This is a genomic window from Paenibacillus tianmuensis (genome assembly GCF_900100345.1).
Lineage (GTDB): Bacteria > Bacillota > Bacilli > Paenibacillales > NBRC-103111 > Paenibacillus_G > Paenibacillus_G tianmuensis.
The window spans coordinates 55,620-82,562 of record NZ_FMTT01000021.1 but is presented as its reverse complement, the minus strand read 5'-3'; the positions used below and the strand labels follow the sequence as shown (position 1 = coordinate 82,562).

The window sequence follows — 26,943 nt, the reverse complement described above, 5'->3', positions numbered from 1 at the left end:
AAATTTTCAAGTCAGCGCAAAATATACTCTAGCCTTACCCAATTTCGGAGCAATCTATACCGTTCTTAGTCGTTCTGCCGCCAAACTTCCGCTCCTAAATTCGACAGATTGGTTACCAGATGATCGTAACCTCTGTCGATATATTCAACGCCGGAAATTTCCGTAACACCACCCTCGATCGTCAGTCCGGCGATAACCAGCGATGCGCCCGCACGAAGATCGGTCGCCTTGACTTTGGCCGCGCTAAGCGGACTGCCCTCGATGACGGCGGAACGGCCTTCGACTTTGATCTTCGCCCCCATACGCATGAGCTCCGGGACATGCTTGAACCTGTTGCTGTACACGTAGTCGCTCAAAATGCTGACTCCGCGGGTCTGCGTAAGCAGACTGCTCATCGGGGACTGCAGGTCGGTCGCAAATCCAGGATATACGAGCGCTTTCACGTCCACGCTTTCGTATTCCGGCTGTCCGACTACACGGATCGACTCGTCCATTTCGTAAATATGTACGCCCATTTCCTGCAATTTGGCAGTCAAGGCTTCCATATGCTTCGGGATGACATTATCGACAATGACGTCACCGCGCGTCGCCGCTGCGGCAATCATGTAAGTACCTGCTTGAATGCGGTCCGGAATGATCGAATGACGGCAGCCGTGCAGCGCATCGACGCCCTCGATCCGGATCGTTTCGGTTCCTGCGCCTTTGATTTTGGCGCCCATGGAGTTCAAAAGTGTAGCTACATCTATAATTTCAGGCTCTTTTGCCGCATTTTCAATGGTCGTGACGCCTTTGGCCCGCGAGGCCGCAAGCATGATGTTGATCGTCGCCCCTACGCTGACGACGTCCAGATAAATTTTGGCTCCGCGCAATTCTTTCGCTTGGATGTGCAGGGCGCCGTTTTCGTTCGTTATTCGTGCCCCCAGTGCCTCAAAACCTTTGATATGCTGATCGATCGGCCGCGGTTCGAAATTGCAGCCGCCAGGCAAACCTATCGTCGCCTCGCCGAAACGCCCGAGCAGGGCCCCCATCAAATAATAGGAAGCTCTAAGCTTCTTCACGTTCCCGTTAGGCATCGGCCGGGATAACAGTCGGCTCGGATCGATCATCATCTGATCCTTGCTCCATTCTACCGATGCGCCGAGTTCCTGAAGCAGCTCGGTATAAATCGCCACGTCGCTAAGCACAGGCAAATTATCGAGCGTAACAGCCGTTTCCGATAAAATGGCGGCCGGAATAAGCGCAATCGCGCTATTCTTGGCCCCGCTGATTTGAACCGTTCCCCGCAGCGGGCGCCCACCGGCGATCATCAATTTCTCCATTCGTTGTTCTTCCTCCCACTTCACTGCTTTAACGCATTACCAATCAGGTGCAAACTCGTCTAAGTTGGGTTCCGTGCCTACGTTTACAAAAGAAGAGAGGAAATACACCGAAATCCGGTGTATTTCCTGCTGTGGTCGATTAAGCTTGGTTGGCGCTTCCGAACAGCTGAATTTTGGATTTCACCACTTCAACCATGGCTTTGCGGGCAGGAGTGAGGTATTTGCGAGGATCGTACACTTTCGCGTCTTTATTAAGAACTTCGCGGATCATTTGCGTACAAACCACTTGATTCTCGGTGTTCACGTTGATTTTGCCTACGCCAGCTTCAATGGACTTGCGGATCATTTCGTCCGGTACGCCGGAGCCGCCGTGCAATACGACCGGTACCGGAATCGCTTTAGACACCTTCTCGATAATATCGAAATGGATGTTCGGTTCGCCGGCATACATACCGTGTGCCGTACCTACGGCAATGGCCAGGCAGTCGACGCCTGTCTCTCCGTAGAAACGGATCGCTTCTTCCGGCTTCGCCAGGTTGGCATCGGACTCATCTACGCTAATGTCGTCTTCTACGCCGCCGATCGTTCCAAGCTCGCCTTCGACGGATACGCCCATCGCATGCGCAGTCTTTACGACCTCTTTCGTCAGACGGATATTTTCTTCAAAGGAATAATGGGAACCGTCGAACATGACGGAGCTGAAGCCTGCGCGGATACATTTCATCGCGACTTCGAAGCTGCTGCCGTGGTCGAGATGCAAGGCGATCGGAAGACCGGATTTCTTAGCGGCCGCTTCCGCGATGGCTACCGTAAATTCGATGCCCATATACTTCAGCGCGCCTTCGGATACACCAAAAATAAACGGGGATTTCAATTCTTCCGCCGCTTCCGTAATCGCTTGAGCAAATTCCAAGTTATTCATATTGAACTGACCTACGGCGAACTTGTTCGCTTTTGCTTTAGGCAAAAATTCGTTCATTGAAACGAGTGGCATGGTGGTTCTCTCCTCCTGTGTCGTTAATGACCGTGCCAGAGTGCTTGTACCTTGTACTGTACTCTTTTGTCATACTGGCCCATTATATCATAGATCGCGACAAACGTTAATAATCTATCGCACACTCTGCCGAAGACGATAAGCTCCGGGAAACGATCAAAAAAAAGAGGACCCTCATCAGGATCCTACGGCGTAAGAGTTATTGTTAGGAGTTCGCAACTGCTGGTTGACGGCTTGGCGCAGTTCGTCAATGTCGAACGGCTTCGTGAAGTGCATGATCGCGCCCAGATCGGTCGCTTCCTTGATCATGTCCAGCTCGCCGTATGCCGTCATCATGATGACTTTGATCGACGCGTCGATGCTTTTAATGTGCTTGAGGATATCGAGACCGTCCATGCCCGGTATCTTCATATCGAGTAAAACCAGATCGGGCGATACGTTACTTACAATCTCGAGTGCGAGTTTTCCGTTGGAAGCCTGATAGGTTTCGTAGCCTTCGCTGCTGAAAACTTCCATCAACAGGATGCGGATGCCGTTTTGATCGTCAACTATGAGCAGCTTCTTTTTCATCGAGGTATCCTCCTATTCCGTTTCCCTGAGGTTAAAAATTCCGTTCTGTTATGCCCGCAATAACAGTATTCGCTGTCGTCCCCGTGATTCCTGCCGTATCGCCAAAAAAAGTTGAAAACTTTTACAAATTAAGCAGACTTGCACAAACCGTTCGCTTCTTGGGGTGCAAAAAAAACAGGAGGCGCGTCCGGTTCATGCCGGATACGTCTCCTGCCTGGATCGCTGCGCACAGCGATTTATTTGGAATGATGGTGTGCCGCCTGTACGAAATGCTTGAACAGCGGCTGCGGACGGTTCGGTCTCGAAGTGAATTCCGGATGGAATTGCACGGCCAGGAACCACGGATGATCCGGGCATTCGATAATCTCGACCAAACGGCCGTCCGGGCTTGTGCCGGAAATCTGCAAGCCGGCCGCTTCGATGCGGTCGCGGTACTCGTTGTTGAACTCGTACCGGTGGCGATGGCGCTCATAAACGAGCTCGTCGTCGTAGCAGCGCATCGCGAGCGACCCTTCCTTGAGCTTGCAAGGATACAGGCCAAGGCGCATCGTTCCGCCAAGGTCTTCGATATCCTTCTGCTCCGGAAGCAGGTCGATGACCGGATAAGGCGTCGTCGGATGAATTTCCGAGCTGTTCGCGCCTTCGAGTCCTACCACCGAGCGGGCGTATTCGACAACGGCCACCTGCATACCGAGACAAATGCCGAAGAACGGGATTTTGTTCTCGCGCGCGTAACGGATCGCCGTCACCTTGCCTTCGATGCCGCGGTCGCCGAAGCCGCCCGGCACCAGAATGCCTTGAACGCCGGAAAGCAGCTCGTCCGCGTTATGGTCGGATACTTCCTCCGCATTGACCCAGCGGATCTTAACTTCGGTATTGCTGTCGATTCCGGCGTGGCCGAGCGCTTCGACAATGCTGAGATAAGCGTCGTGCAAAGCGACGTATTTGCCGACAATGGCAATTTCGGTCGTCGTTTTAAGCGACTTCACCCGGCCCACAAGGTTTTCCCACTCCGTCATGTCCGGCTCGTTCGTGGACAGCTTCAGGTGGTTGACGACAATGTCGTCAAGCCCTTGCTCGCGCAGCATCAACGGCACTTCGTATAGAGTCTCGGCGTCGAGGCACTCGATAACGGCACCCGGATCGACATCGCAGAACTGCCCCAGCTTGCGCTTCATATCCTCAGTCAGCGGATGCTCCGTCCGGCAGACGATCACATGCGGCTGGATGCCGATGCTCCGCAGTTCTTTGACGCTGTGTTGGGTCGGCTTCGTTTTCACTTCGCCGGCCGCTTTCAAATAAGGAATGAGCGTGACGTGAATATACATGACGTTTTCACGGCCGATGTCGCTCTTGATCTGACGAATCGCTTCAAGGAAAGGCAAGCTCTCGATATCGCCTACCGTGCCGCCGATCTCGGTAATGACGACGTCCGAATGCGCTTCGCGTCCGGCACGGAATACCCGCTCCTTGATTTCGTTCGTAATGTGCGGGATGACCTGAACGGTCCCGCCCAAATATTCGCCGCGGCGCTCTTTGGCAATAACGGAGGAATACACTTTCCCCGTGGTGACATTGCTGTTTTTCGACAGGTTGATGTCGATAAAACGTTCGTAGTGTCCGAGGTCAAGATCCGTTTCCGCGCCGTCGTCGGTGACGAACACTTCCCCGTGCTGGTAAGGGCTCATCGTTCCCGGGTCCACGTTAATGTAAGGATCGAACTTCTGGATCGTGACCTTCAGTCCGCGGTTTTTGAGCAATCTTCCGAGCGATGCGGCCGTGATGCCTTTGCCTAAGGAGGAAACGACGCCTCCGGTCACGAAAATGTACTTTGTCATCTGTAATACCTCCCAAAAGTTTTTCCGTCCCGATCCAAGATAAAAGGCTCCGACGTCCTTATCTTAAAAGGATAAGCACGTTTATCAAGGTTGATACGAAGCGATAAGTTACGAAAACTTATAAAATTTTGCCAACACAAAAAGAAAAAGCCCCCGTAAATAGGGGGCACTTTTCATCAAAAGTCATTAAGGTTCGTAAAGTTCCATCTAAAGCCCAGAAAATAGTTTACTCTGAACGGTCCCGGCTGTCAAGGACAAGCCTATTTTATTTCTTGTCATCCTTATCGTCCTTGTCGTCCTCGTCGTCCGTACGATCGTCGTCATCGCCCAAATCTTCCGGATCCTCTTCGGACTCTTCCTCGTCCAAGTTCTCTTCGTCGAGTTCTTCGTCTTCAAAAAACTCGGTTTCTTCCTCGACTTCTTCTTCCGCCTCAAAATCGTCGTCGCGAGGCGTATCGAACGAATCGTATTCTTCTTCGACGAACACGTCTTCTTCCTCGGCGAACAGATCCTCGTCGTCCAGATCGTCATCCTCGTCGTTAATGATGCGCGGACGCTTGCCGCTGCCCACCGAATCCTCGGACTTCTCGACAGGATACCAGCGTTTCAATCCCCACAGATTGGTGCCGACGCACGCAAAGCGGCCGTCGATATTAATCTCCGTATATAATTGCGCAATGACCTGCATGACTTCGTCATCGGACAGACCTTTGATTTTGGCAATCTCCGTCATCAAATCCCGATAGTAATACGGCGTGTTGGCCGCTTTCAGAAGCTCAAAGGCGAGGTCGACCATAGGCATTTCCTTGGCTTGCTCTGCGCCGATTTTAAGCAGTAAGTTTTGAGCACTCATTTCGGGGCACATCCCTTCCAACGTCTTTAACTACCACTAAACTATCCACTATCATCAATAAGTAAACCTTATTTTATGTAAAAAAGCAACTGGCTGCACGGCATTTCCCGAAACGGAAACAAGGACCGCATCGGCAGCTCTTTCGCGCTCGGCGCCATCCGCTGCAGGCGTGATCCTTGTTCCGACTGTACCCGCAAAAGACAAGGAACCCATCGGCGGCTGTCTTTTGCCCCTGCTGAATGAAAGACGGAGGAGTGCCAGACCCTCCCCTAATTATGGTATGTGCCCGCTTTCGCTTTGACACGGTCACGCACCTAATTATTTTTTGAATAAGGCCATGCGCTCATACGGAAGCTTTCGGTCCCTCATACGATACAAAAAGGAATTTCCGAGCCTGTGGGAGGGAACGACATGAATCCGTCGACGTTCGTGTCATGGCTTCACGAAGCCATGGAAGGCTCCGAGGGGACCGAAAAGCGGCATATTATCCGCTTTCTGAACGACCGGGATTATGCCACTTTCGCCCGGCAAATCGGCCGGCAACGAAAATTGCTGCCCCGGCTGCATCTGATTCAGCCGCTCCGTCTTATCCGCGCCATCTCCTGCACGCTTCGGACCGGCAGCGAAGCGGTTTCGGCCCCTTTTATCCGCTCGATCGAGCCGGATACACGCATTAAGCTGCATGCCCTGGGCCATGCTTCGTCCGCTCTGCCTTCTGGCGAAGAAAAAAAATCGCCCGCCAAGGCCGTCATCCCTTGGGGAATCCGCCATATTCGGGCCCCGCAGGCGTGGAACAAATCGCGCGGGGAACAAGTCCGCATCGGCGTCATCGATACGGGCGCGGATTATACGCATCCCGACCTTCGCCACTGTTTGTCGCGGGGCGTCAATATTTTGAACCGTCAGCTGTCGCCGGTTGACGACAACGGCCACGGTACGCATATCGCGGGTACGATCGCGGCGTACACCCGGCATCGGGGCATTATCGGCGTGGCGCCGCAGGCCATTCTTCATCCGGTAAAGGCTTTCGATCAGCACGGCGGCGCGTTCGTCTCCGATATTATCGGAGGCATTGACTGGTGCGTCTCCAGCGGCGTCGATATCATCAATATGAGCTTCGGTATGAAAACGTACAGCAAAGCGCTGGAAGCGGCGGTGCTCAGCGCCTACCGGAGCGGCATCATCGTTGTAGCCTCCTCGGGCAACGAAGGCAATCAGGCCGAGGTCGACTACCCCGCCCGGCTGCGGCAAGTGATCGCCGTCGGAGCGACGACCCGCAAAGGCCGGATTGCCCCCTTCAGCAATATCGGCAAACAGATTAACATTTACGCGCCCGGGGAAAAAGTATACTCCACCTGGCTGCGGGGCAAGTATCACGAGCTCAGCGGTACATCCATGGCAACCTCCCATGTCACAGGGGTTATTGCGCTGATGCTCGCGAAAAAGCCCGATCTCAAGCCGCTGCGAATTAAAAATTTGCTGCGCAAGCATGCCCGCTATATCGTAAAATCGCGCAAAACGATAACCGGCGCCAAGGAAATTCACGCCTTTCGAAGCGTATCCGCCGTATCCAAATAAACGCTCACTCCGGTACGGGTATGGCGGTTAGACATATGCTGCAGTGTTCGGGCGTTTGCCCCATCACTGACAGCTCATAGCTCCAGCGGACGGTAAGCAGCGCATCTGCTCCTTCCGCGGCAACGTCCAGCGTTTGGGTGAGCGTCTCCAACTCAATCCGCCCTTGAGGGGTCTGAAGATAGCCGTAATACCGCCGGTCCGGAGCGAACGTCTGCTCGAAGGATACGTCCCCGTGCCGGACAATCCGCACTTCCCCCTGTTCCACCCGGACGGTCGTTACCGTACGGCCCATCTCCGCTTCCGGAGGCTCCGCATACCGGAGGTACGCGTGCCGTCCTTTCGGGAACCATTCGCCTGTCATCTGCCGCACGATCCGTTCCCCGCCGCTGTCGCTTTCGAGCGTAATGCGTACGGCCCGCTTGCCGGCGCCAGGCTGCTGTTTTTCCGTCATTTCGCTTTCTCTCCCGTCCTGCTGTGATCTTCCTATTGTACAAAAAAAAGAAGTCCGCGGACAGGACTTCTTCCGTTCCCGGACAAGCCCAGACCTGGCGGGAGGCGGCGGTTTGCAAGGCTCCTTATTCTTGCTAAGATGGTATAGGCATAATGGCTTTCCATTTATGGAAACCAAATGAAGCCTTCCTACGTCTGTTATAGTAAGCGTCGGCGGCTTTGAGAGACTGCCAGTCAATCCATCCCGAGGAGATTGCTCATTCCCATGGATTCCAACGAAAGCAACCGCAATAAAAAATTGTCAAGAAGATCATTTCTGAAAACATTGACGTTAACCGCCGCCGGACTCGTTGCCCTGCCCGGAGCCACCTACGGATACGCCCGTTACGCCGAGCCGAAATGGCTGGAAGTTACAGAATATACGCTGTCTTTCGCAAGACTGCCCCAACAGATGGACGGAATAAAAGTAGTCCAGTTCAGCGACGTGCATCTCGGCTTTCATTTTGATACGAAAGATTTGTCGGAACTGATCGAACTGATCAACCGGATTCAACCGGATATCGTATGCTTTACCGGAGATCTGGTGGACGAAACCGTCGGACCCGATGGTTTCGCCTACGCCCGCGTACTCTCAGAGCTCAGGCCTCCACTGGGTAAATATGCGGTGCTGGGCAATCACGATTTTAAGGAACCTTGGCAAGTCCAAGCTCTATTAAAAAACGCCGCTTTCGAGCTCCTGACCAATAAGATGGTCCGGGTTCAACATCAGGGGAGCAGCATGGTCATGGCAGGCATAGACGACCAATGGAAAGGAAATCCAGACATAAACAAAGCGCTGGCCCGCGTTAAACCGGAGGACTTCGTCATTTTGCTGTCGCATTGCCCCGATTTTGCCGATATTGCCGTACACTATCCGGTGGACTTTCAGCTGTCAGGACATAGCCACGGAGGTCAAGTGCGACTGCCGTTCTACGGGCATGTGATGACGCCGAAATTCGGGAGGAAGTATGTCCTCGGGCATTACGTTCTTGGCGCCGGCAAACTGCAATTGTTCGTCAACCGGGGCATCGGCGTTTCCACACATCCCGTTCGCTTTCTATGCCGTCCGGAGCTGACGGTGTTTACTTTGCGAAAAGGTTAAAGCGGCGCAGCAAGGCCCCCATCCCCAATACCGCCGCAGCCCCGAACAGCTCAAGCTCCATATCGTGCTGCGCGTCCCACGGATCGCCTTGCGATCCAAGAAACAGCGCGCCCATCTCCGGGGCCACCAGTCCAGCGACCCACATCTCGATCAATTCGTAAAATGCGCCGGTGGCCAGCACGACGGCGACAGCAAGCGCATCTGCCGCAAATCCTCTCAAGCCCGCGAGCCTCATAAGCGCTTCCCTGATCGGTCCAGCCAGCATCACTCCGTAAGCCAGATGCACCAGCCGGTCATAAGGCAGACGCCCCCCGCCGAACAGCAGCTGCAGCAGCGGATCGATCGGCGTCGCGCCGTAGGAGCCGTGCGACCCGTACGTATGAAGCGCCAAAAACAAAGCAATCCCCACATAAGAACTGTGACTGAGCGGAAACCATCGGTAGGTTCCGATCAGCACCCCCACACACAGAAAGACCAGCAAATTTTCCAGCAGCCAGTCGAACCGGCTTGCCGGCGCTATCGCCATCCATGCCCAGAATACCCCATACGCCAGCAGGACGAAAACCGGAAACGCAGGTTTTGTTGTTGCCGCCAATGATTTTGTCGCATTCAAACGTAAGCCCCCCCTCTCTTTATGGCTCTATTGTAGGCCGCATCCAACGGGAGGGATAAGTACTAATTTCGCCTAGTACCGGGCGGGAAGCGAACGTAAAAAGCCGCCATGCTTCCCGCGAGGGGCAACATGGCGGCGGCACTTCCGCGTTATTCGATTACTTCACCAAGCCGAGCAGCATTTCGCGAATCAGCTTGCTGGCGACGATCTGGGTCTGCTCCGTCGGGTCGTACGCCGGGGCCACTTCGACGAGATCGGCGCCGACGAAGTTCAATTCGGAGGCGGCCATCGCATGAATCGCCCCAAGCAGCTCCTTGGACGTGATGCCGCCCGCTTCGGCGGTACCGGTGCCTGGGGCGCACATCGGATCGAGCACGTCGATGTCAATCGTCAAATAAACCGGACGTCCGGCCAGCTCCGGCAGCACCTTCTTGAGCGGCTCCAACACCTCGAACGGATAGAAGTTGATATTCTCGCGTCCGAACTTGAATTCCTCGCGGGAGCCGGAACGGATGCCGAATTGGTAAACGTTCTTGCCGCCCATGAGCAGCGCCGCTTTGCGGACTGGCGTCGAGTGAGACAACGGCTCGCCCTCGTACTGCTCGCGCAGATCGGCATGCGCATCGATGTGAATGAGCGCAAGATCCGGGTATTTCGCGTATACCTCTTGGATGACCGGCCACGAAACGAGATGCTCGCCGCCAAGGCCGAGCGGGAATTTGCCGTCGGCCAGCAGTCCGCGCACGTATTCACCGATAACGTCGAGGCTGCGGCCCGGGTTGCCGAACGGCAGCAGCAGGTCGCCTGCGTCGAAATAAGTGATGTCTTCCAAACTTTTATCCAAATACGGGCTGTATTCCTCCAGACCGATCGACACCTCGCGGATGCGCGAAGGGCCGAATCGGGAGCCGGGACGGAAGCTGACGGTATAGTCCATCGGCATGCCGTAGATGACGGCGCAGGACGCCGCATAGTCGTCCGAGCTTAGAATGAACACATTGCCGGAATATTTTTGATCGAGTTTCATCTGTCGTTGGTCTCCTCCGCTTACTTCGTCAAATCTTCCACGAATTTCGGTAGTACGAAAGCCGCCTTATGCAGACGCGGCGAATAGTACTTCGTGTCGATTTCCGGAATTTTCGTTTCGTCGACGGCGAGCGGATCGTGCTTTTTGCTGCCCATGGTGAAGGTCCAGAGGCCGCTCGGATACGTCGGAATGTTCGCGCAGTAGACGCGGACGATCGGGAAAATTTGCTTCACGTCGCGGTTGACGTTTTGGATCAGATCCGCTTTGAACCACGGATTGTCCGTTTGGGCCACGAAAATGCCGTCTTCCTTCAGGGCGTCGTAGATGCCTTTATAGAAGCCCTGGGTGAACAGGTTCACTGCCGGACCGACCGGCTCGGTGGAATCGACCATGATCACGTCGTACGTGTTCTTATGATCGTGGATGTGCATGTAGCCGTCGTTCACGAGCACTTCCACGCGCGGGTTGTCCAGTTCGCCTGCGATGGTCGGTAAGTACTGCTTGGAGTACTCGATAACTTTGCCGTCGATGTCGACCAGCACCGCTTTTTCCACTTCCGGGTGCTTCATGACTTCGCGGATCACGCCGCCGTCGCCGCCACCGACCACGAGCACGTGCTTCGGATTCGGATGCGTATAGAGCGCCGGATGCGCAACCATCTCATGATAGACGAACTCGTCCTTCACGGTCGTCATGACCATGCCGTCGAGCACGAGCATTGTGCCCCATTCTTCCGTCTCGATCATCGCGAGATCCTGGAAGTCGGTTTTTTCGGTGACATACGTTTTGCTGATTTTCGCCGTAATGCCAAAGTTATCGGTTTGTTTCTCCGTGTACCATAATTCCATATGTAATTCCACCTTTCATTCGGTTCGTTAGGGCCGGCCGTACAAGGGCCGGAAGACGGGCGGACATCTGCTTTTTTCCAAGGTTTCAGCTTGTCTCTGGCATGTCAAATTGTATTATAGAGTATCTCCCCGAAATTGCAAATACAAAGAGGGGCGTTCCGCCCGTTTTTCGAAAAAATTTAACGTTTCCGCTTGTCCCACGTGAATAGGTAATGCTATGTTTTTCCATACTGGGAATAGAGACGAAATGCATCGGCGGAAAGACGGAAGGAGCTGACGGAACGTGTCGGACATGCCCAAAAAACAGCCTGCGCCGGAAGACGGCGGAACGTTCCGCTTCGCCCGGCTGCTCAAAGCGTGGCTGTCGTTTTCGTTTACGTGCCTGCTGCTTGGCGCCGGAATCATGATCGTGCTGCTGCTGTTCATGCGCTCGCAGGCGCTTCCCGTGTCCAAGACAGAGGCAGCATCGGAGATGTACGACGTGCACGGCGAGATGATCGAAGCGTACGGCGCAGTGAAAAACCGGCAGAGCGTATCGCTGAAGGACATTTCCCCGAAGCTGCTTGATGCAACGCTGGCCGTGGAGGACCGCACGTTTTACCAGCACTACGGGTTCGATCCGAAGGGGATCGTCCGGGCGGCTTGGATCAACTTGCAGCATATGTCCAAGGTGCAGGGGGCCGGCACGATCACGCAGCAGCTCGCGCGCAATCTGTACTTGTCGCACGAGCGGACGTGGAGCCGCAAAATCAAGGAAACGTATTACGCCGTGCAGATGGAACTGCAAATGAGCAAGGACCAAATTCTGGAGCGATATTTGAATCAAATTTATTACGGGCATGCGACGTACGGCATCGGGGCGGCGGCGAAGCTCTTCTTCGGGAAAGAGGCCAAAGACCTGACGCTGGCCGAAAGCGCACTACTCGCCGGCATCCCGAAAGGACCGCGTTATTATTCGCCTTATTACGATATGGACAGTGCGCTCGACCGGCAAAAAACGGTGCTGCAGACCATGGTGGAAGCCGGTTACATCCCGCAAAACGAGGCGGACCAAGCGGCGAAGGAGAAGCTGCTCATTCTGCCGCTGGAGGAGCATAAAAAAGCGGTAACAGCCCCCTACTTCCGCGACTATGTGCGGGGCGCGGCAGCCGATCTGCTTGGCCTCGAAGACAAGGAATTCGTCGAAAGCGGTCTGCGGATTTATACGACGATGGACTTAAAGGCGCAGGCCGTCGCCGAGGAGGTCGTGGCGAAGCAGCTGGAAAAATATCCGGAGCTGCAGGCGGCGCTTGTCGCCATCGATCCGCGCACCGGGTATGTCAAAGCGATGGTCGGCGGACGCAATTACGCCCAAAACCAATACAACCGGGCGCTGTCCAGCACGCGGCAGCCGGGGTCCTCGTTCAAGCCGATCGTGTATTTGACGGCGCTGAAGGAAAAGGGATTCACTCCAGGCACCCGCTACAAAAGCGAGCCGACGACATTTACCTACGATCAGGGACGGCAAACGTATACGCCGAACAACTTCGGCAGTGCCTATTACGATTGGATCGATATGCGAACGGCTATCGCCAAATCGGACAACATCTACGCCGTGCATACGGTGCTGGAAACGGGGCCGGACCGCGTCATTGAAATGGCCCGCCGAATGGGGATCACGAGTCCGATGAAGCCGATGCCTTCGCTCGCGCTGGGCACGTTCCCCGTCAGCCCTTACGAGATGGCTTCGGCCTTCGGCATCCTCGCCAACCAAGGCGTGCGCGTCGAGCCGACGGCTATCGTGCGCATCGAGGACCGCCGCGGGCGGGTGCTGTACGAGGCAAATCCGAAGCAGGAAACGGTCCTTGAGCCCGCATATACCTATGTGTTGACGCAGCTGATGGAGAGCGTCTTCGACCAAGGCGGCACGGGCAGCCGCGTGTCCAGCGTGCTGAAGCGCCCCGTAGCGGGCAAAACCGGCACGACGGACACGGACGCCTGGCTCGTCGGCTATACACCCGAGCTGTCGACCGCCGTCTGGGTGGGCTATGACAAAGGGCGCAACATCAACAACGTCGAATCGCACTTAGCCGCTCCGCTCTTCGCAGAGTTTACGGAGCGGACGCTGGAATCGGTGCCGCCGAAGCTGTTCCCGGTACCGGAGGGTGTCGTGAGCGTCTATGTCGATCCGGCGACAGGCAAGCTGGCGAACGACGACTGTCCCGGCTCGCGGCTGGAGACGTTCGTTCAAGGAACGGAACCGACGGAATACTGCACACAGCAGCCTGGGAAGAGCGACGCGGGCAAAGCTGGCAAAGGAAAGCAAAAGCGCTCCTGGTGGGAAGACCTGAAGCGCTGGTGGAGCAGCTAAAAACCGGGATAAGAATGAGGATGGCGCGAGGCGGAAAGCCTTCTGATAGCGGAAACACAAAAAGGCAGACCTACGGTCTGCCTTTTTGCTGTCCTAGTATATGATGTATATACTAGCCATTAGTATACATCGTTATTGTAAACGGTTCAATGACCGTCACATAATGTACAAAAATTTAATTAGCCAGCGCTTCATGCAGCGCAGCTTCGGAACGCTGCCACATGTCCGGATCGTTATCGACCAGCAATTGCTTCAGCGCCGCTTTTTGCTCCGGTCCAAGATTATCCAGCATAATGCGGCGTTTAAGCGCATAATCCATCCGGTTCACATGGTCGACGAGCAGCTTCCAGCCCTTGCGCGCTTCGGTATCGACCCGCATCTCGCAAGAGGTGACACCGGCATAGTACTTGCCCTCTTCCTTAAAATCGACTGCCACCCATACGATCCAGCACGGACGGCCGTTCGGCGCTTCCTCGGCGTTTACGGTAAACTTGATGCCTTTTTCCACCTTGCTCTTCGCGTGAAGCGCCCCCGGATCGAGATACGCCTCCGCGCCGTCGATAATGACGCTGGAGAGCTGGCTCAGGTCGATGGAGCCCTGCCCGAAGCCGCGGTGCTTCGTCTCCTTGCTGCTGACGATGTTCAAGGTCGGCAGCTTCTTCTTCGTGTCCGCCGCCTGCGCGTTTTGTTCATTTATATCCATCCGTGCACCACCTGTTTCACGTGATAATAAGCTATTTCAAAATATCCCGAGCCGCTGCAACCAAGCAGCAGCCTGAACTGCGGATATCAAAATTGTACTAGAAAGAGGCTCCCCCGGCAAGTTCGGCTCATGCGAAAAGCTGCCGATTCTTTTTCGGTACGGTAGAAATAATCCTCGTCCCCCCCACATATACATGCTGTAGATGCTTGTCAACGGGGTGAATATTGGATGAAAATACGACTCGGCTACCGAATCGCAACATGGGGCTCGATCTTTGCTCTTACCTTCACGGCCACGCTGCTGACGAACGTCCTGCCGGAATCCAGCCCGCAGCCGCTCAAACCGGCAGCAGGGTGGATGCTGCCCGCAGATGCCGCCATTCCTTCCGTCTTTCCTGTAGACGAACCGACGAACCCGCTGACGATGCTCAAGCCCGTCCCTTCGACGACGGGGCGCGCCGTCGTCGCCGCACCCCGCTGGCCTTCCGCCAAGGGACAAGCGGACGGCTCGTCTACGGGTATCTTCCTGCCCTCCGGCGGGGCTCTCCCGGCCACCGCGCGTCTGAACGAACCGGCCGCGCCTCCGCCCGCGCCGCCCAGCCTGCCTACACGCCCGGCGGAGAAGCCGGCTCCGAAGCCGCTTAGCGAGCGAATCGTGGAATATCATCTGAGTGCGGAGCTGGACGCCCAAGGCAAATCGATCCGCGGCACTTCGGCATTGACCTGGAAAAACCCTGGAAGCGTCCCCGTTCAGGAATTGTATTTTCATTTGTATCCGAACGCCTTCGAATCGAAGAAATCGACCTTCATGAAGGAGTCCGGCGGAAGGCTGCGGCAGGACGCGAGCAAGGAAGGCAGCTTCGGAGGCATGACCGTCAGCTCGATCAAGACGCTGGACGGCAACGAAATCGAGCTCGGCGACCGGATCGAATACGTCCATCCGGACGACGGCAACAAAGATGACAGAACACTGATCAAGGTGCCGCTGCCCAAAGCGGTCGGACCCGGCGAGAAGGTGACGCTGCGCACCGATTTTTCGGTCAAGCTGCCGCAGGTGTTCGCCCGGATGGGGTATGCCGGAGATTTCGTCATGGCCGGCCAATGGTTTCCGAAAGTTGCCGTCTATGAACCCAAAGGTGTCCGCGGGCGGGCGGACGAAGGCTGGAATTTGCACCAGTATCACGGCAACTCGGAATTTTATTCGGACTTCGGCATCTTCGACGTCAAGCTGAAGGTTCCCTCCGCTTATACCGTAGCGGCCACCGGCTTTCCGACCAAACCTGTCGCCGACGACGGCAAAACGAGAACCTACACCTTCTATGCCGACGACGTGCATGATTTTGCCTGGTCGGCCTCGCCGCATTTCGTTTTTTTCGAAGAGCCTTACGCGACTCCCCATCTGCCCGGCGTCCGCATCAAGCTGTATCTCGATCCGAAGCACGAGCGTCTCAAGGCCCGCTACATGACCGCCGCCAAAAAAGCGCTCGCCCGCTACTCCCAATGGTACGGCAGCTATCCGTATTCGACCTTGTCGATCGTCGTACCGCCCGCAGACGGCAACGGCGCCGGAGGCATGGAGTATCCGACGCTCGTGACCGCCTGGGGAGCCGCTGAAGAAAACCCGACGCTGGAGCTCGAACGGGTCCTCGTGCACGAGATCGGTCATCAGTTCTGGTACGGGATGGTAGCCAGCAATGAGTTCGAGGAAGCGTGGCTCGACGAAGGCTTCGCCTCGTATGCCGAAGACCGGATCATGGAAGCGGAATACGGTGTACGCCCGAACCTGCTCGTCGAATCGAGCTACATTACGAATCCGGCGCCGCTCAAGCTGCATTCGTGGAACTATGGCGGACACCATCAATACGCCGAGAACGTCTACACCCGCGCCAAGCTTGTGCTTAAGGCGATGGAACGGCAGACCGGGCTGGAGACGATGGATAAAATTATGCGCACCTATTTCCAGCGCTGGAAGTTCAAGCATCCGGGGACGGCCGATTTTCAAAGGACGGTCGAGGACGTAACGAAAACAAGCTGGCAGGAGTTTTTCCATCAATACATCTATAACGGCATGATGGTCGACTATGCCGTCACCGGAATCAAGGTCCGGAAAGCAACCGAAAACGGACCGCCCGTCTATGAGAACAGCGTGCAATTGCGCAAGCTGGGCGGAACCTACCACAATGTGCCGATCCGCTTTCACTTCGCCGACGGCTCGGAGTTGGATAAGACGTGGGACGGTGTCGACAGCGAAGTGATCATGAAGCTGAATCACGCCTCTCCGCTCGCTTGGGTATCGCTCGACCCGCAGCATTCGATCGTACTGGAAAACAAGCGGATCAACAACTTTATGAAAACGGTAGTCGACACCAAGCTGTCCGTTCGATGGAACATGGGGATCGTCAAATTTTTGGAGACCTTATTCGGCTGGGTCGTCTGGTGAGGTGAAGAACATGTGGAATCGGATCAAAAAGGGCTGGGGCATCGCCTGGCATCAGCCGTTCGCCGTCTTCGCGCTATTCTTGTACAATCTGCTCTGGGGCGTCGTCTTGTATAAACTCATTCAGTCGGTCGTGCTTCCCCTCCTTCACCGGTATCCCGGCGGAGCGCTTCCCGGCGAATCGGTACGGCTGTTCTGGGTGGAGGGCCAGTTTCAGTTGATGAAAACCGACCTGATCGTACCGTACCTGTGGACGGGATTCGGCCTGCTTGGGCTCCGGATGCTGCTGCATCCCGCGCTGAACGCAGGAGTCTTCTACTCCCTTCGGCACGGGGAGTTGAATGCTGGCTACCGATTTGTGGCCGGCATCCGCAAGCTGTACTTCCCGTTCCTCGGGCTGTATGCGCTCCAGCTCGTTCTGTCGCTCGGTCCGCTCTACTGGCTTGCGCCTCACGCCGCGAAGCAATTCGCCATCCATCTATCCTACGCTTCTCTGGGGCAAGCGCTGCTGCCCGCCTTGGCCTTGTACGCCGCCTACCTGTTCCTGCTGCAGCTGCTGTTCCTGTTCCTGCAGATCGGCAAAGCGGACGGAAGGTCCGCGCTGTACACGCTGCTGTTCGCTTTCCGGCATCTGCCGGTCATTGCGCTAGCCGCACTGGCGGTCGCCGCTCTGTCGCTTGTGCTGTCCGCCGCCGTGATGGTGTCGTCTTTCTGGTGGGCGGGCTTCGCGGCGCTCGTTCTCATGCAGGCGTACCGGCTGGTGCAAATGTTTTTCAAAGTATGGGCGATCGGCACGCAGTATGCACTTTGGGCGGAGAAGGCCTAACCGGGAGCCCCCGCTAAACGTAAAATAATTCCAAATAATGGGAACGTCGTCTTCCGAAAGCGCCGGGAGATGACGTTTTTTTTGGGCTTATAAGCATAAGGTTTCATAAATAAACATCGATCATGTGACAATTATGTGACAAAGGGAGGAAAACGTCATGTTTGCTCGAATATATGTACTCGGAATTAAAAAAAGAAAATTTTGCCGAATTTCTGTTCGCAGAAAACGGGGGATCCATTTTTGGGTGAATTGATCTCGCTGTAGAGTGATCATAGGGAACCTTCAACCGAACCCTCAAGCTAACCTCGTAGGCACCGGAAGGGGAAACTTCTTTGAAAAAGCTTGTAGGTTTTGCATTTTCTTTAACCCTGTTTTGCAGCATTTCGGTCGGCAGCGTCTTTGCAGAAACCCCACTAAGCTCAGCGGTTAACGAGGCTGTGGGCACGCCTTACAAATACGCGGGCACCACGACCAAAGGCTTCGATTGCTCGGGCTATACTGCGTGGGTATTCGACAAATTCGGCGTGGATCTGCCGCATACGTCCAAAGGCCAAGCCGAGCTTGGTACCGAGGTGGCCAAAGATCAGCTTCGTCCCGGCGACCTGGTGTTCTTTAACACCGATGGCAAAGGGATTTCCCATGTAGGCGTATACGTAGGCGGAGGCAAGTTCTATCACTCCGCTACGGATCAAGGCGTCACCGTCACGAAACTCAGTGAATCCTACTACGCCAAGCGTTACGTCACGGCGAAGCGCGTCCTGTCGGACGAGCAGTACAAGCAAGTGATGACGGACAAGTAAAGTAATGACCTGAACGGAAGTTTCCCGTACCTTCGAAAGCCCTCAGCGTTTGCCTGCTCTGCGTTCGTTCCAATCGAACAGCCGACCGGACAAGCCTGCAGGGCTTTCTGTCTTTAGCGATGGACACCTGTTGGAGCGCCACAAAAACAGAGCTGCCTGCCGTCATTCGACGGAGACAGCTCTGTTTTTGTGATACGCTCTGCGACGGCGACCCACTCTAGGGCTGTGCCGCCAGTTATGGCAAATTAGAGAGTATAGCTGCGAGGCGCTTCCTCATAGGGTGTGGCGAAATTCTGATTCTTTAATTCTTCGTAGAAAGCAGCCACGGCCGCATAGATGTACGGTTGCACCCAAAACAAGCCAAGGCCGAACGGAATCATCCCGAGCAGAATCCACCCGATAAAGCTCAAGTAAAGCATGAACAGCCGGGTCTTGTGTCCATTCATCATTTCCTTGCTTTGACGCATCGCTTCGAGGGCCGGCATTCCCGGATTGTCGCGCATAATGAAATACGCTTGCGAGTAGCCCAAAGCCGCAATAATCCCCGGTACGATAAGAAGCAGCGACCACAAGAAAATGAAGATGCCCGACACAAGATTTAAAACCAAGGCATTCCCGAACTGGTTGTTATTGAACCCGTCGAACAAATTGCTGACCGACGTCAACTCGCCGCGAACCGTCCCCAGGAAATAACCGAACAGGCCGAACGTCAAAGGTCCGGTAATCACCAGAGTGCCAATCCATCCGATAAACGGAATGTAGGATATTACGGAAAGAATCACCCCATAAATGAAAACGCCAAGAACCGCGTTCACCCAGTTCCCTTGCAAGCTTTCCCTCGCCATCCGGCGAAGCTCTGAATTTGTCAGCATACTCAAACTTCCACTCCCGCTAAAAAATTTTTACGCGCATTCGACGGTTCCCGTCCATTCGGCATGTACTATATGATATCTGGTAAAAGCAGGACATTTCAACGTGACTTTAGACACAATTTGTAAAAATTCATGGTAAAATAGACCTATTAAATCCTTTTCATCTTTTATCATGAGGTATGATCGTGCTTTTCACGACAGGGATGCAGGAATAAAACGCAAAAAGAGCTGCGGCAGCCGCCCGATGGCGGCCTGCTACAGCTCTATCAATCCGCGTCCCCCGCGTGTGGGTAATATACAATGCTTTGGTACTCTGTCAATGCCTCCGGGAATTTAGAGCGTATCCCTTACTGTCCGCCAGCGGCCGTCCATGGGACAAGCGAGTTTTGAGACGCATCCCATCGCCATGAGATCGATGGGCCCTGCAGATGTACGCCGCCGTACCATTCGTCCATTCCGTTTAGAGCAATCCAATCCTCTTCCCCGCCCAGTACCTTTCTTCCCGCTTCCGTTAAGGCAACCGTACTTTGACGTAGCGACGACGCCGTGTCCTTATAGCCGGGCAAAGCGTCCAAGCCTTCGAGCTTCAGCAAGGGGTGCGGACCTTGCGACAGTTTAGCCAAGCGGTGCCAATATTGAAGATCTCCCATGCCCAGCCCATGAAGCTTATTTCCTATATGATCGAACAAGTCCAGCGGAGAAGTCATGCCGCCGCGGACCATCTCCAGTGTGGTTTGTTCTACAATGCCAAGTCCGTTCCGGGTCGAAGGAAACCGCGATAAATGAAGCCGAAAGGCATCCTGCACATAGGGCAGCGCAGAGGTATCCCCCTCTTCAAGCAATTGAACTAACTTGCCCGGTTCCGGGGCGCAGTAAGCCTCCCAGACGGTTTTGCCTAGTTCGAGCTGTTCTTTGCCAACGGTTTGCCAAGTGCCTGACAAGGTCGCCATTTGATTCACGGACAACTGCCCCAATCCCCGAAAAAGCTCGATTCCCGGGAAGGCTCCAATACACAGCAGGCTTAGCTTCGTAGCGCCTAACGACTGCTGCTCGAACCAATGCAGCAAGCAGCACAGCATCGTCTGATCGAACAAATCATGTTCGAACCACAGCACGATTTCCTCGTAGTTGCGAAAATCTGCACGTACCTTCTCCTGCTCTTCGCTTGAGCGTGTAAATTCCGCACTCGGAATTCCCATGGATTGCTCCAAGTAGCGCGCTCGGACGGATCGGTTGGCCCCCGCCATTGAATCGATAAAAACCGGTCCTTCGGGATATACCTCTCTCCATACAAGAATATCGCCTTGAACGACGCCCTGCCGCAGCTTCTCCGCGACGACATCGCCATTGACAATGTGCAGCATTCGTTTTCCCCCTTCGTACAATTGATGAAATACGGAGACAAAGTCGGTTACGGGGAGCGTTCCTTTCAGCTTCGCGCGGGCATCGAACAGCCGCTTTTTCAACGTCGGAACAGGCGTCCCTGAATAAGCGGAAATCTCTTGCAGAGTGTAGCCGTGAAAATAAAACAGTTGGACCGCCACACGCAAGCCGGGCGACAAAGCGGCTATGGAATCATGCAGCCATTGCTGCAATTCTTTTCTTTCGACAATATCCGGTACGCTTGGCTGTCCCCCGGCCGTTTGGACCATTTGGTCGAACGATACCGTCGGATGCTGCTTCTTCCGCACCAGACGGTTACATTGACGAATCACGATCGTTCTGAACCACCCGGGAAAAGCCTCCGCTTCCTTCAGCTTGCGCAAATGGATAAAAGCTTCCGCAAACGACTCCTGCACGGCATCCTCCGCCAAAAAGGAGTCACGCAGTCTCTCGTACGCCACCGCATGAGCCATCGCTGTGAATCGCCTGACAATAAGGCCAAACGCTTCCCGGTCTCCCTGTTTTGCCTGTTCGATCCAATGCAGCATGTGAGTTTCGCCCCCTTTCATCGCCGCTCCAGTATAAGGTGCCGAAGGAGGGCTCAAAGGTTACAAAAGCTTTTCGCAAGTCGTCATTCAGTCAAAGTAGTTGAGACTCATAGCCTCCCGAACTTCTTTCATCGTTTCTTGGGCTATTCCGCGGGCACGCTGAGTCCCGGCCATTAAGATGTCGTCAACGACATCCGGTCTTGCGGCATAATAAGACCTGCGCTCCCGCATGGGTTCAATAAGTTGTTCTAATGTTGATGTGATAAGCCTCCAGAAGCACAAATGTCTCATATTGCTCCTGCAGCGTAACACGATTTTTCAAGCTGCCGACGTAATGGCCAAGGTGAAGTTTTCCGGTAACCCGATCTCCTGTCAAAACACGTTCTGTCATTGTTTAACATCCTCCATGGCCATCACCCCCTTTAAAATCAAAAAAACTCCGTCCAATAAGGACGAAGTTGTCGTGGTACCACCTTAAATGACCGTTCCGCTGCATGACTCGCAATCGTTCCGATCTTCTCTTTACGGTGCGGAGATGGTAAAAGAATCATCTCGATACCGTCCCCTTGATAACGGCGGGATGCCCGGCATTTCCCTACTGCACCTTGTCGGCGGTTCGGAAAAGCAACTCAAAAGGCCATTCGATCACACGACGGACACCGGTTCGCAGCAACCACCGGCTCTCTGCAAGTCCATTCTCGTATGCCTACTTACCCTTTTTCTGCGTTGTTCACGATATACGGGTTATCCTACTGCATAGAGTTTCATCTGTCAATTCATAATCCGCGGCGGTTGGAATCAAGGCGAGGGGGAGCGCTCTGCACAAAAACTATTCGGACAGCAGGGATTGTGCTATATTGAAACAGAAAAATTTTGTGCATATTATAGCGATAAAAACAGGAAAACTTGAAGAAAAGGATGCGTATCGATGACAGATTTTTTGAAGCAATTTGAAGAACACTTTCGGGCCAGCTTTTTGGAAGATTTGAAAGGAACCTTGGAAAAAGCGCGGGATGAACGTGTGTATGCTTGTGCCTTTGGTACAGATAGCGATTTTATCACCCTGTTTCTAGCCGTTAATACAGAAGAATCCCTTGCCCGACATATTGCAGCAATGAAAAAGAAGGACCTGTGCAGTTCAGAAGAGGATGAAATCTATTATAGATGGGGCATCTCGGAGTACCAGTATGGTGACGAATCGCATTTTAATCATATCAGCAAGCTATTGTATGCTGTAGAGAATGCATATGATTACAAGGACCAGTTGGTTGCTATCATTGCACGAGTGGTTCAGGAGACGGACGAGGCGATTTTCACCCAATATGGACAATCGAAGGAAAACATTGTCTTTTTTGTGTCTATGACGGATGATGAGATGGCAGAGGAACTGGAAAATGAAACGGTCGTGCTGATGACCAAGCCTGAGTTGGCTGCAGACTTTCTGAAGCGTTATGACCATTTTACGGATGATGAGAGGGAATAAGAACTGAAGTTGGCGGGCGTTATTTTTCGTGCCGGATAGAGCGAGTTTTCTATGATGTCCGTATTTCCATTTTGTCTTGTTATCATAGGTTCCACGTTTTATTTTTCAGACCCTAAATGGGGCGATACTTCCATTTGCTAAGGAACGGTTTCTTTTTGTTTTACCATTTTAAATTACAAATACCAAGAGAGAGGCCACCGGGGTTGCTTGACTAAGAATACGTATCTTTTAATCTGTGACATCTACAGATAGTGTTGGTACAAATATGATTTCAGCTACTTTACCCTCGTCATTAATTTTAACGGCTGTTAGCCCTTTAGGCAGATATGCCCCTGTATCTATATTCAAAATATTGCTCTCATTATCAAATTCAGCCCTACCTGATTTACAAGGAGTATGCCCGATAAGTTGCAATTTACCAATATTCTTTAGTTGCCCCCTAGTCCACAAGACACTCTCTGGATGAGATTCTTCAAATGGATTTTCTGCTGTCATAGAAATACCTGCATGACTAATAAAGACATCGTCCGTTTCATAGTATAGAGGTAGCGATTTAAACCAAGGAATATAGTTAAACAGATCTAATGATTTTCTTTCAAATTGTTTTAATGTCTCTTCTCCACATTGTTTTAACCAGTTCTCATTTCCTTCTTCTACATGCACAATAACTTCAAACTCATGATTTCCCTTAAGAAAGTAAACGTTATCGGGATTGTTTTTTTGCAACTCGATCGCATATAAAATTGTCTCAGGAGAGAATTTCCCTCTATCCAATAAATCACCCAGTTGCACTAAGATCTGTTTACCGCTATCCCAATGCTCATTAATTAATTTAGTAAAAGTATGAAAACAACCATGCACATCACCAACTACTAATAACCCCATGTCTAACCCCCATAAAAAGTCTTGCAATAATTACGCATAACGTTCCTGCATACACGACGTGACTCGGCCTTAGATAGGTATTATCTTATGCGCGATCTTATTCAGGAAACAGAAAGTCTAATGAAAAAAAACATTATTGAACAAAAACGGATACGCTAGTTCAATGGAAATCGGATTGCATACGACGGCCAACAAGCTGCGTCGAACGAGCGTTTGGAGGCTGTGACAGGTTATGGGCATGTGACCTGTCGCAGTCCCTTTTTTGGTTTTCTATTCAACAGCAGCTTGAGGTTAATAGTGGGCAAGGTGGACAAGCCCGTTTGAAATCGGGTGGCAGACCAGTTTTGCACAAGTAACATCGCTTTTATAATTTTTCGTCTTTTTTGCTCCGAAAACTCCATTGTTGGCCGCGCGCCGCCTTGTTATAATAGGGCTCATTATGAGAATCATTATCACTAGATAAGGGAGTTTGAACATGCATTTTAGTTCGTAAGCCTTTTGTAGCCGGAGCCCTCTTGGTCCTTCTTGCAGTCGTCTTTCTCAGCGCTTGCGGAAGCGATAAGGCCGTTGATGGCGGAAGCTCTCCTGCTGCATCAAGCACGCCCGAAAGCACGCCGGCCCCCGCTTCCTCAACCTCATCCGCGGAAACGGGCAACCAGGAGAACGCAGCCTCCACCCGAACCGTCAGCACGGTGAACGGGGACGTCGAGATTCCCGCACAGCCTAAGCGCATCGTTGCGTTGTATTATCATCATATTTTGCTTGCATTGGGAGAGAGTCCGGTAGGCGCCAATCTTACCTGGTGGGGAGGAAGTCCTTTCCTTAAGGATCTCGAGTCGGGAATAAAGGATGTCGGCGGTCCCCCGTCCCTTGAAGCCGTTACCGCTCTGGAGCCTGATCTTATCATTATGAACAGTCAAAATGCAGAGGATTATGAGCAATTTTCAAAAATCGCGCCTTCTTTACTTATTCCGTACGACGGCAATCGCAGCGTATACGAAGATGCCAAGCTGCTTGCGGAGATGTTGGGAAAACCGGACGCTGCAGACCAGCTGACCGCCGACTTCGAAAAGAAAGCCGCGGAAGCGCGCGCCAAACTGGGCGGCGTGCTGGACGGCGATGTCAAGGCGGCGATTATCCGGATCGACAGCAAGGGCGGACAATTCACTGTGTTCGGAGACAATTACGGGCGTGGTGGCTGGTCGATCTATAAAGGCCTGCAGATGCAATATCCGGCCAAAATCAAGGAAGCTGTCGTGGATAGCGGCAAACAAATCGTACAGGAACTGTCACTCGAACAGCTGACGGATTTCGTGCAGGACGCCGATTATCTTTTCGTTTCCAATGAAGGCTTTGGTTTGGATGTCGTAAAAGATAGCTCCGTGTGGAAAAGCTTACCCGCAGTCAAGGAAAACCGCGTTATCGAGTTGGACGGCAAGCAATATTTTTACTTTGACCCCATCTCAATTTCCGCACAGTTGGATCTAATCGTGGATTTGCTTCAGAAACACCAAGCCGAATAATTTACTATTTTGCATAAGCCGCCTTTTCATGGCGGCTTTGTTGGTATAGGAGAGGGATTGGATAAAATAAGAGCAATGGTGTAAATGATAATATTTCTCAATAAGTTAAAAAGGATGTGCATACGGGTGAGCCGTTTGTCCCTGCCTTTCCGGTCCCTCCTGTTCACCTTGTCGAATATCATGGACATTCATTGTACTGACGCAGGCAAGCCGTACAGACTGCACACTGAAACCTATGTGCTTATCGCCGGAAAGCAGGGCTTCGGCAGCGCCGTTATCGACGGAAGGCGTCATCGGGTCATTAAGGGCAGCTGCTTCCTGCTTCATCCGAATACGCTGCTTGAAGCGTCAGCAGACAATGCTTCGGGGCTTTGCCTGTATCTGCTGGCCTTTCATGCGATGCCGGCGGAAGCCGGTGCCGAGCGTAGCGAATCGCCGGGTGCTGCCGGACTAAGCTTTACGCCGCACGGCGAGCTGAATGCGAAGCCGTTCGGCAGAATTGCCGGCATGCTGGATGAGCTTTACCGCCACCGGTCGCCGCAAGACGAGCTTGCACAATTCAAGCAGCATCTTCGGCTGCAAGAGCTTCTTTATGAGCTGTATCGCAGCAATTATTCGCCAAGCGATAAGATGCAATCCAGGGAAGCAGTCAGGCGCTCGATCGACGGTTTGCATCGGCTGGACGCTGCCGCCGTGAACGTAGAAGCGCTGGCCCGGCAAGCCAATATCGGAACGCGCCAGTATACGCATCTATTTAGGCAGCTGACCGGCCTGAGCCCCTTGGATTACATGACGGAGCTGCGGCTTAACGAGGCCAAGAAGAAGCTGCTTACTTCCAGTGAAAGCCTGCAGCAAATTGCACAGAGCGCAGGCTTTAAGGATGTTTATTATTTTAGCCGGCGGTTTAAGCAAATGGTTGGGCAATCGCCGAGGCAATATGTCCGCCATACGCGTCAGTCGCTGCGAGTCGTTGCGCTCTATTACGCCAATGTATTATTGGCCATCGGCGTGAAGCCGATCGGGGCGAATTTAACATGGTGGGGTGGCAGCGTCTTTTTGCAGGAGATGGAGAAGGACATCGTGGATATCGGATGCGTGCCGTCGCTGGAAACCGTATCACAGCTCGAGCCGGACCTAATCCTAATTAATGACCACAACCTTGCAGACTATGCGTCTTTGTCCAAAATAGCGCCTACCGTCATGCTTCCTTACGAAGGGCGGCGCAGCATTTACGAAGATACCAGGCTTATCGGGGAATTGATCAATAAGCCGCATGCCGCCGGTGAGCTGCAATCGCGGTTTGAGCGACGGGCGGCGGCGGTGAGGGAAAAGCTGGCCGGGATCGTGAGCGGTCAAGCGACGGCGGCTATCGTGAGATTCGAGCGGGAAGGCCGGCGGTTTTCGGTGTTCGGCGACAATTACGGCCGCGGCGGTTGGCCAATTTACCGTGGTCTGAAGCTCAGTATTCCCGACCCCGTACAACGCGAAGCGATTGACAGCGGTCTGCAAATTGTTCAGAATCTGCCGCTTGACAAGCTGCCGCTATATGCGGGAAATGCCGATTACCTTTTCGTTGCGGATGAAGGAGAGGGGATCAAATACGTGGAGAACAGCCCGGTTTGGCACAGTCTTCCGGCAGTTTGGCAAGGCCAGGTTCATGTCTTGGATAAAGCAAGCTTTTCTTATTTCGATCCGATTTCCATCGAAGGCCAGTTGGAATTGCTTGCGCAGCTGCTCCTGAAGCGAAAACCAGCCTCATGAGGGAGGCTGGAGCGATTGGATTTCATATAGCGAGAACCCGATCGCGACGGGAGAAGAATAAGAGCCGAGAGGCCGCGTCGGACGCGGGTTTGGGGGCTGTGACAGGTTGCCGGTTTCGAGACGGCATGGGTGATTTCCTGTT

The 26,943-nt window shown here is 53.5% G+C and carries 22 protein-coding genes, 1 pseudogene and 1 riboswitch; of the genes and pseudogenes, 9 read left to right on the top strand and 14 right to left on the bottom strand.

The window, feature by feature from the left end; genetic code table 11:
• Positions 1-65 precede the first annotated feature (65 nt).
• From BLO51_RS15235 to rpoE, 5 genes are all read right to left on the bottom strand, one after another.
• Positions 66-1,319 carry a UDP-N-acetylglucosamine 1-carboxyvinyltransferase gene (locus BLO51_RS15235; protein WP_090673211.1) on the bottom strand — a complete coding sequence of 418 codons (1,254 nt, stop codon included), beginning with the start codon at positions 1,317-1,319 and terminating at the stop codon, positions 66-68.
• A 139-nt stretch (positions 1,320-1,458) separates the two neighbouring features.
• Positions 1,459-2,313 carry a class II fructose-1,6-bisphosphate aldolase gene (fba, locus tag BLO51_RS15230; RefSeq protein WP_090673209.1) on the bottom strand — a complete coding sequence of 285 codons (855 nt, stop codon included), beginning with the start codon at positions 2,311-2,313 and terminating at the stop codon, positions 1,459-1,461.
• 177 nt (positions 2,314-2,490) lie between these two features.
• The gene (locus BLO51_RS15225) at positions 2,491-2,883 is read right to left on the bottom strand and encodes a response regulator (protein WP_090673207.1); all 393 of its coding nucleotides are present in this window, start codon (positions 2,881-2,883) and stop codon (positions 2,491-2,493) included.
• A gap of 236 nt (positions 2,884-3,119) precedes the next feature.
• Positions 3,120-4,721, bottom strand: a complete 1,602-nt coding sequence (locus BLO51_RS15220; RefSeq protein ID WP_090673205.1) for a CTP synthase — start codon at positions 4,719-4,721, stop codon at positions 3,120-3,122.
• Between the two features lie 265 nt (positions 4,722-4,986).
• Positions 4,987-5,574 (bottom strand): DNA-directed RNA polymerase subunit delta, encoded by a 588-nt coding sequence (gene rpoE, locus BLO51_RS15215; RefSeq protein WP_090673203.1) that lies wholly within the window; start codon positions 5,572-5,574, stop codon positions 4,987-4,989.
• A gap of 411 nt (positions 5,575-5,985) precedes the next feature.
• On the opposite strand from rpoE, the gene BLO51_RS15210 reads away from it, so the two are divergent.
• Positions 5,986-7,152: a S8 family peptidase gene (locus BLO51_RS15210; protein WP_090673201.1), complete on the top strand. Its 1,167-nt coding sequence runs from the start codon at positions 5,986-5,988 to the stop codon at positions 7,150-7,152.
• Between the two features lie 4 nt (positions 7,153-7,156).
• Here the strand turns inward: BLO51_RS15210 and BLO51_RS15205 are convergent, their stop codons facing one another.
• Positions 7,157-7,603 (bottom strand): YwiB family protein, encoded by a 447-nt coding sequence (locus BLO51_RS15205; protein WP_090673199.1) that lies wholly within the window; start codon positions 7,601-7,603, stop codon positions 7,157-7,159.
• 264 nt (positions 7,604-7,867) lie between these two features.
• On the opposite strand from BLO51_RS15205, the gene BLO51_RS15200 reads away from it, so the two are divergent.
• Entirely contained in the window at positions 7,868-8,743 is an 876-nt protein-coding gene (locus BLO51_RS15200) for a metallophosphoesterase (protein WP_090673197.1), read from the top strand.
• Here the strand turns inward: BLO51_RS15200 and BLO51_RS15195 are convergent.
• The 3 genes from BLO51_RS15195 to speE form a co-directional block, all read right to left on the bottom strand.
• Positions 8,724-9,356, bottom strand: coding sequence for a DUF2238 domain-containing protein (locus BLO51_RS15195; protein ID WP_090673195.1), 633 nt, complete (start codon positions 9,354-9,356; stop codon positions 8,724-8,726). The genes BLO51_RS15200 and BLO51_RS15195 overlap by 20 nt on opposite strands.
• 157 nt (positions 9,357-9,513) lie before the next feature.
• Positions 9,514-10,383, bottom strand: a complete 870-nt coding sequence (speB, locus tag BLO51_RS15190; protein WP_090673193.1) for an agmatinase — start codon at positions 10,381-10,383, stop codon at positions 9,514-9,516.
• A 20-nt stretch (positions 10,384-10,403) separates the two neighbouring features.
• Positions 10,404-11,231, bottom strand: coding sequence for a polyamine aminopropyltransferase (speE, locus tag BLO51_RS15185; RefSeq protein ID WP_090673191.1), 828 nt, complete (start codon positions 11,229-11,231; stop codon positions 10,404-10,406).
• A gap of 292 nt (positions 11,232-11,523) precedes the next feature.
• Here speE and BLO51_RS15180 point away from each other — a divergent pair, with 292 nt between their 5' ends.
• Entirely contained in the window at positions 11,524-13,581 is a 2,058-nt protein-coding gene (locus tag BLO51_RS15180) for a transglycosylase domain-containing protein (protein WP_090673241.1), read from the top strand.
• Positions 13,582-13,756: 175 nt separating this feature from the next.
• On the opposite strand, the gene BLO51_RS15175 is transcribed toward BLO51_RS15180, so the two are convergent.
• The gene (locus BLO51_RS15175) at positions 13,757-14,284 is read right to left on the bottom strand and encodes a YwhD family protein (protein ID WP_090673189.1); all 528 of its coding nucleotides are present in this window, start codon (positions 14,282-14,284) and stop codon (positions 13,757-13,759) included.
• A gap of 228 nt (positions 14,285-14,512) precedes the next feature.
• Between BLO51_RS15175 and BLO51_RS15170 the strand changes: the two genes are divergently transcribed.
• The 3 genes from BLO51_RS15170 (at position 14,513) to BLO51_RS15160 (ending at position 18,346) form a co-directional block, all read left to right on the top strand.
• Positions 14,513-16,723 carry a M1 family metallopeptidase gene (locus BLO51_RS15170; RefSeq protein WP_090673187.1) on the top strand — a complete coding sequence of 737 codons (2,211 nt, stop codon included), beginning with the start codon at positions 14,513-14,515 and terminating at the stop codon, positions 16,721-16,723.
• 10 nt (positions 16,724-16,733) lie between these two features.
• Complete coding sequence (locus BLO51_RS15165; protein ID WP_174551257.1) at positions 16,734-17,546, top strand: hypothetical protein; 813 nt, start codon at positions 16,734-16,736, stop codon at positions 17,544-17,546.
• A gap of 192 nt (positions 17,547-17,738) precedes the next feature.
• A riboswitch (cyclic di-AMP (ydaO/yuaA leader) is annotated at positions 17,739-17,875 on the top strand.
• A gap of 3 nt (positions 17,876-17,878) precedes the next feature.
• Positions 17,879-18,346 (top strand): C40 family peptidase, encoded by a 468-nt coding sequence (locus tag BLO51_RS15160; RefSeq protein WP_090673183.1) that lies wholly within the window; start codon positions 17,879-17,881, stop codon positions 18,344-18,346.
• A gap of 245 nt (positions 18,347-18,591) precedes the next feature.
• Here the strand turns inward: BLO51_RS15160 and BLO51_RS15155 are convergent, their stop codons facing one another.
• The 3 genes and pseudogenes from BLO51_RS15155 to BLO51_RS28625 form a co-directional block, all read right to left on the bottom strand.
• Positions 18,592-19,218, bottom strand: a complete 627-nt coding sequence (locus tag BLO51_RS15155) for a DUF975 family protein (protein WP_090673181.1) — start codon at positions 19,216-19,218, stop codon at positions 18,592-18,594.
• Positions 19,219-19,565: 347 nt separating this feature from the next.
• The gene (locus tag BLO51_RS15150) at positions 19,566-21,149 is read right to left on the bottom strand and encodes a sigma-70 family RNA polymerase sigma factor (protein WP_090673179.1); all 1,584 of its coding nucleotides are present in this window, start codon (positions 21,147-21,149) and stop codon (positions 19,566-19,568) included.
• Positions 21,150-21,420: 271 nt separating this feature from the next.
• A pseudogene (locus BLO51_RS28625) lies at positions 21,421-21,540 on the bottom strand (tryptophan--tRNA ligase); the annotation flags it as partial.
• 537 nt (positions 21,541-22,077) lie between these two features.
• On the opposite strand from BLO51_RS28625, the gene BLO51_RS15140 reads away from it, so the two are divergent.
• Entirely contained in the window at positions 22,078-22,632 is a 555-nt protein-coding gene (locus BLO51_RS15140; RefSeq protein WP_090673175.1) for a DUF4303 domain-containing protein, read from the top strand.
• A gap of 228 nt (positions 22,633-22,860) precedes the next feature.
• Here BLO51_RS15140 and BLO51_RS15135 read toward each other — a convergent pair whose 3' ends face one another.
• Positions 22,861-23,517, bottom strand: a complete 657-nt coding sequence (locus tag BLO51_RS15135) for a metallophosphoesterase family protein (protein ID WP_090673173.1) — start codon at positions 23,515-23,517, stop codon at positions 22,861-22,863.
• 515 nt (positions 23,518-24,032) lie between these two features.
• Here BLO51_RS15135 and BLO51_RS15130 point away from each other — a divergent pair.
• Together BLO51_RS15130 and BLO51_RS15125 are read left to right on the top strand one after the other, a co-directional pair.
• Positions 24,033-25,040, top strand: a complete 1,008-nt coding sequence (locus tag BLO51_RS15130) for an ABC transporter substrate-binding protein (RefSeq protein ID WP_167670219.1) — start codon at positions 24,033-24,035, stop codon at positions 25,038-25,040.
• A 126-nt stretch (positions 25,041-25,166) separates the two neighbouring features.
• Positions 25,167-26,801 (top strand): helix-turn-helix domain-containing protein, encoded by a 1,635-nt coding sequence (locus BLO51_RS15125; RefSeq protein ID WP_167670218.1) that lies wholly within the window; start codon positions 25,167-25,169, stop codon positions 26,799-26,801.
• The last annotated feature ends 142 nt before the right edge of the window (positions 26,802-26,943 follow it).

Bases quoted from the DNA above. Each gene is read 5' to 3' on its own strand.
- BLO51_RS15170 (WP_090673187.1), top strand. From the start codon at position 14,513: ATGAAAATACGACTCGGCTACCGAATCGCAACATGGGGCTCGATCTTT.
- speB (WP_090673193.1), bottom strand. From the start codon at position 10,383: ATGAAACTCGATCAAAAATATTCCGGCAATGTGTTCATTCTAAGCTCG.
- BLO51_RS15140 (WP_090673175.1), top strand. From the start codon at position 22,078: ATGACAGATTTTTTGAAGCAATTTGAAGAACACTTTCGGGCCAGCTTT.
- BLO51_RS15200 (WP_090673197.1), top strand. From the start codon at position 7,868: ATGGATTCCAACGAAAGCAACCGCAATAAAAAATTGTCAAGAAGATCA.
- BLO51_RS15150 (WP_090673179.1), bottom strand. From the start codon at position 21,149: ATGCTGCATTGGATCGAACAGGCAAAACAGGGAGACCGGGAAGCGTTT.
- BLO51_RS15175 (WP_090673189.1), bottom strand. From the start codon at position 14,284: ATGGATATAAATGAACAAAACGCGCAGGCGGCGGACACGAAGAAGAAG.
- speE (WP_090673191.1), bottom strand. From the start codon at position 11,231: ATGGAATTATGGTACACGGAGAAACAAACCGATAACTTTGGCATTACG.
- BLO51_RS15180 (WP_090673241.1), top strand. From the start codon at position 11,524: ATGCCCAAAAAACAGCCTGCGCCGGAAGACGGCGGAACGTTCCGCTTC.
- BLO51_RS15220 (WP_090673205.1), bottom strand. From the start codon at position 4,721: ATGACAAAGTACATTTTCGTGACCGGAGGCGTCGTTTCCTCCTTAGGC.
- rpoE (WP_090673203.1), bottom strand. From the start codon at position 5,574: ATGAGTGCTCAAAACTTACTGCTTAAAATCGGCGCAGAGCAAGCCAAG.
- BLO51_RS15210 (WP_090673201.1), top strand. From the start codon at position 5,986: ATGAATCCGTCGACGTTCGTGTCATGGCTTCACGAAGCCATGGAAGGC.
- BLO51_RS15165 (WP_174551257.1), top strand. From the start codon at position 16,734: ATGTGGAATCGGATCAAAAAGGGCTGGGGCATCGCCTGGCATCAGCCG.
- BLO51_RS15235 (WP_090673211.1), bottom strand. From the start codon at position 1,319: ATGGAGAAATTGATGATCGCCGGTGGGCGCCCGCTGCGGGGAACGGTT.
- BLO51_RS15205 (WP_090673199.1), bottom strand. From the start codon at position 7,603: ATGACGGAAAAACAGCAGCCTGGCGCCGGCAAGCGGGCCGTACGCATT.
- BLO51_RS15155 (WP_090673181.1), bottom strand. From the start codon at position 19,218: ATGCTGACAAATTCAGAGCTTCGCCGGATGGCGAGGGAAAGCTTGCAA.
- fba (WP_090673209.1), bottom strand. From the start codon at position 2,313: ATGCCACTCGTTTCAATGAACGAATTTTTGCCTAAAGCAAAAGCGAAC.
- BLO51_RS15225 (WP_090673207.1), bottom strand. From the start codon at position 2,883: ATGAAAAAGAAGCTGCTCATAGTTGACGATCAAAACGGCATCCGCATC.
- BLO51_RS15135 (WP_090673173.1), bottom strand. From the start codon at position 23,517: ATGGGGTTATTAGTAGTTGGTGATGTGCATGGTTGTTTTCATACTTTT.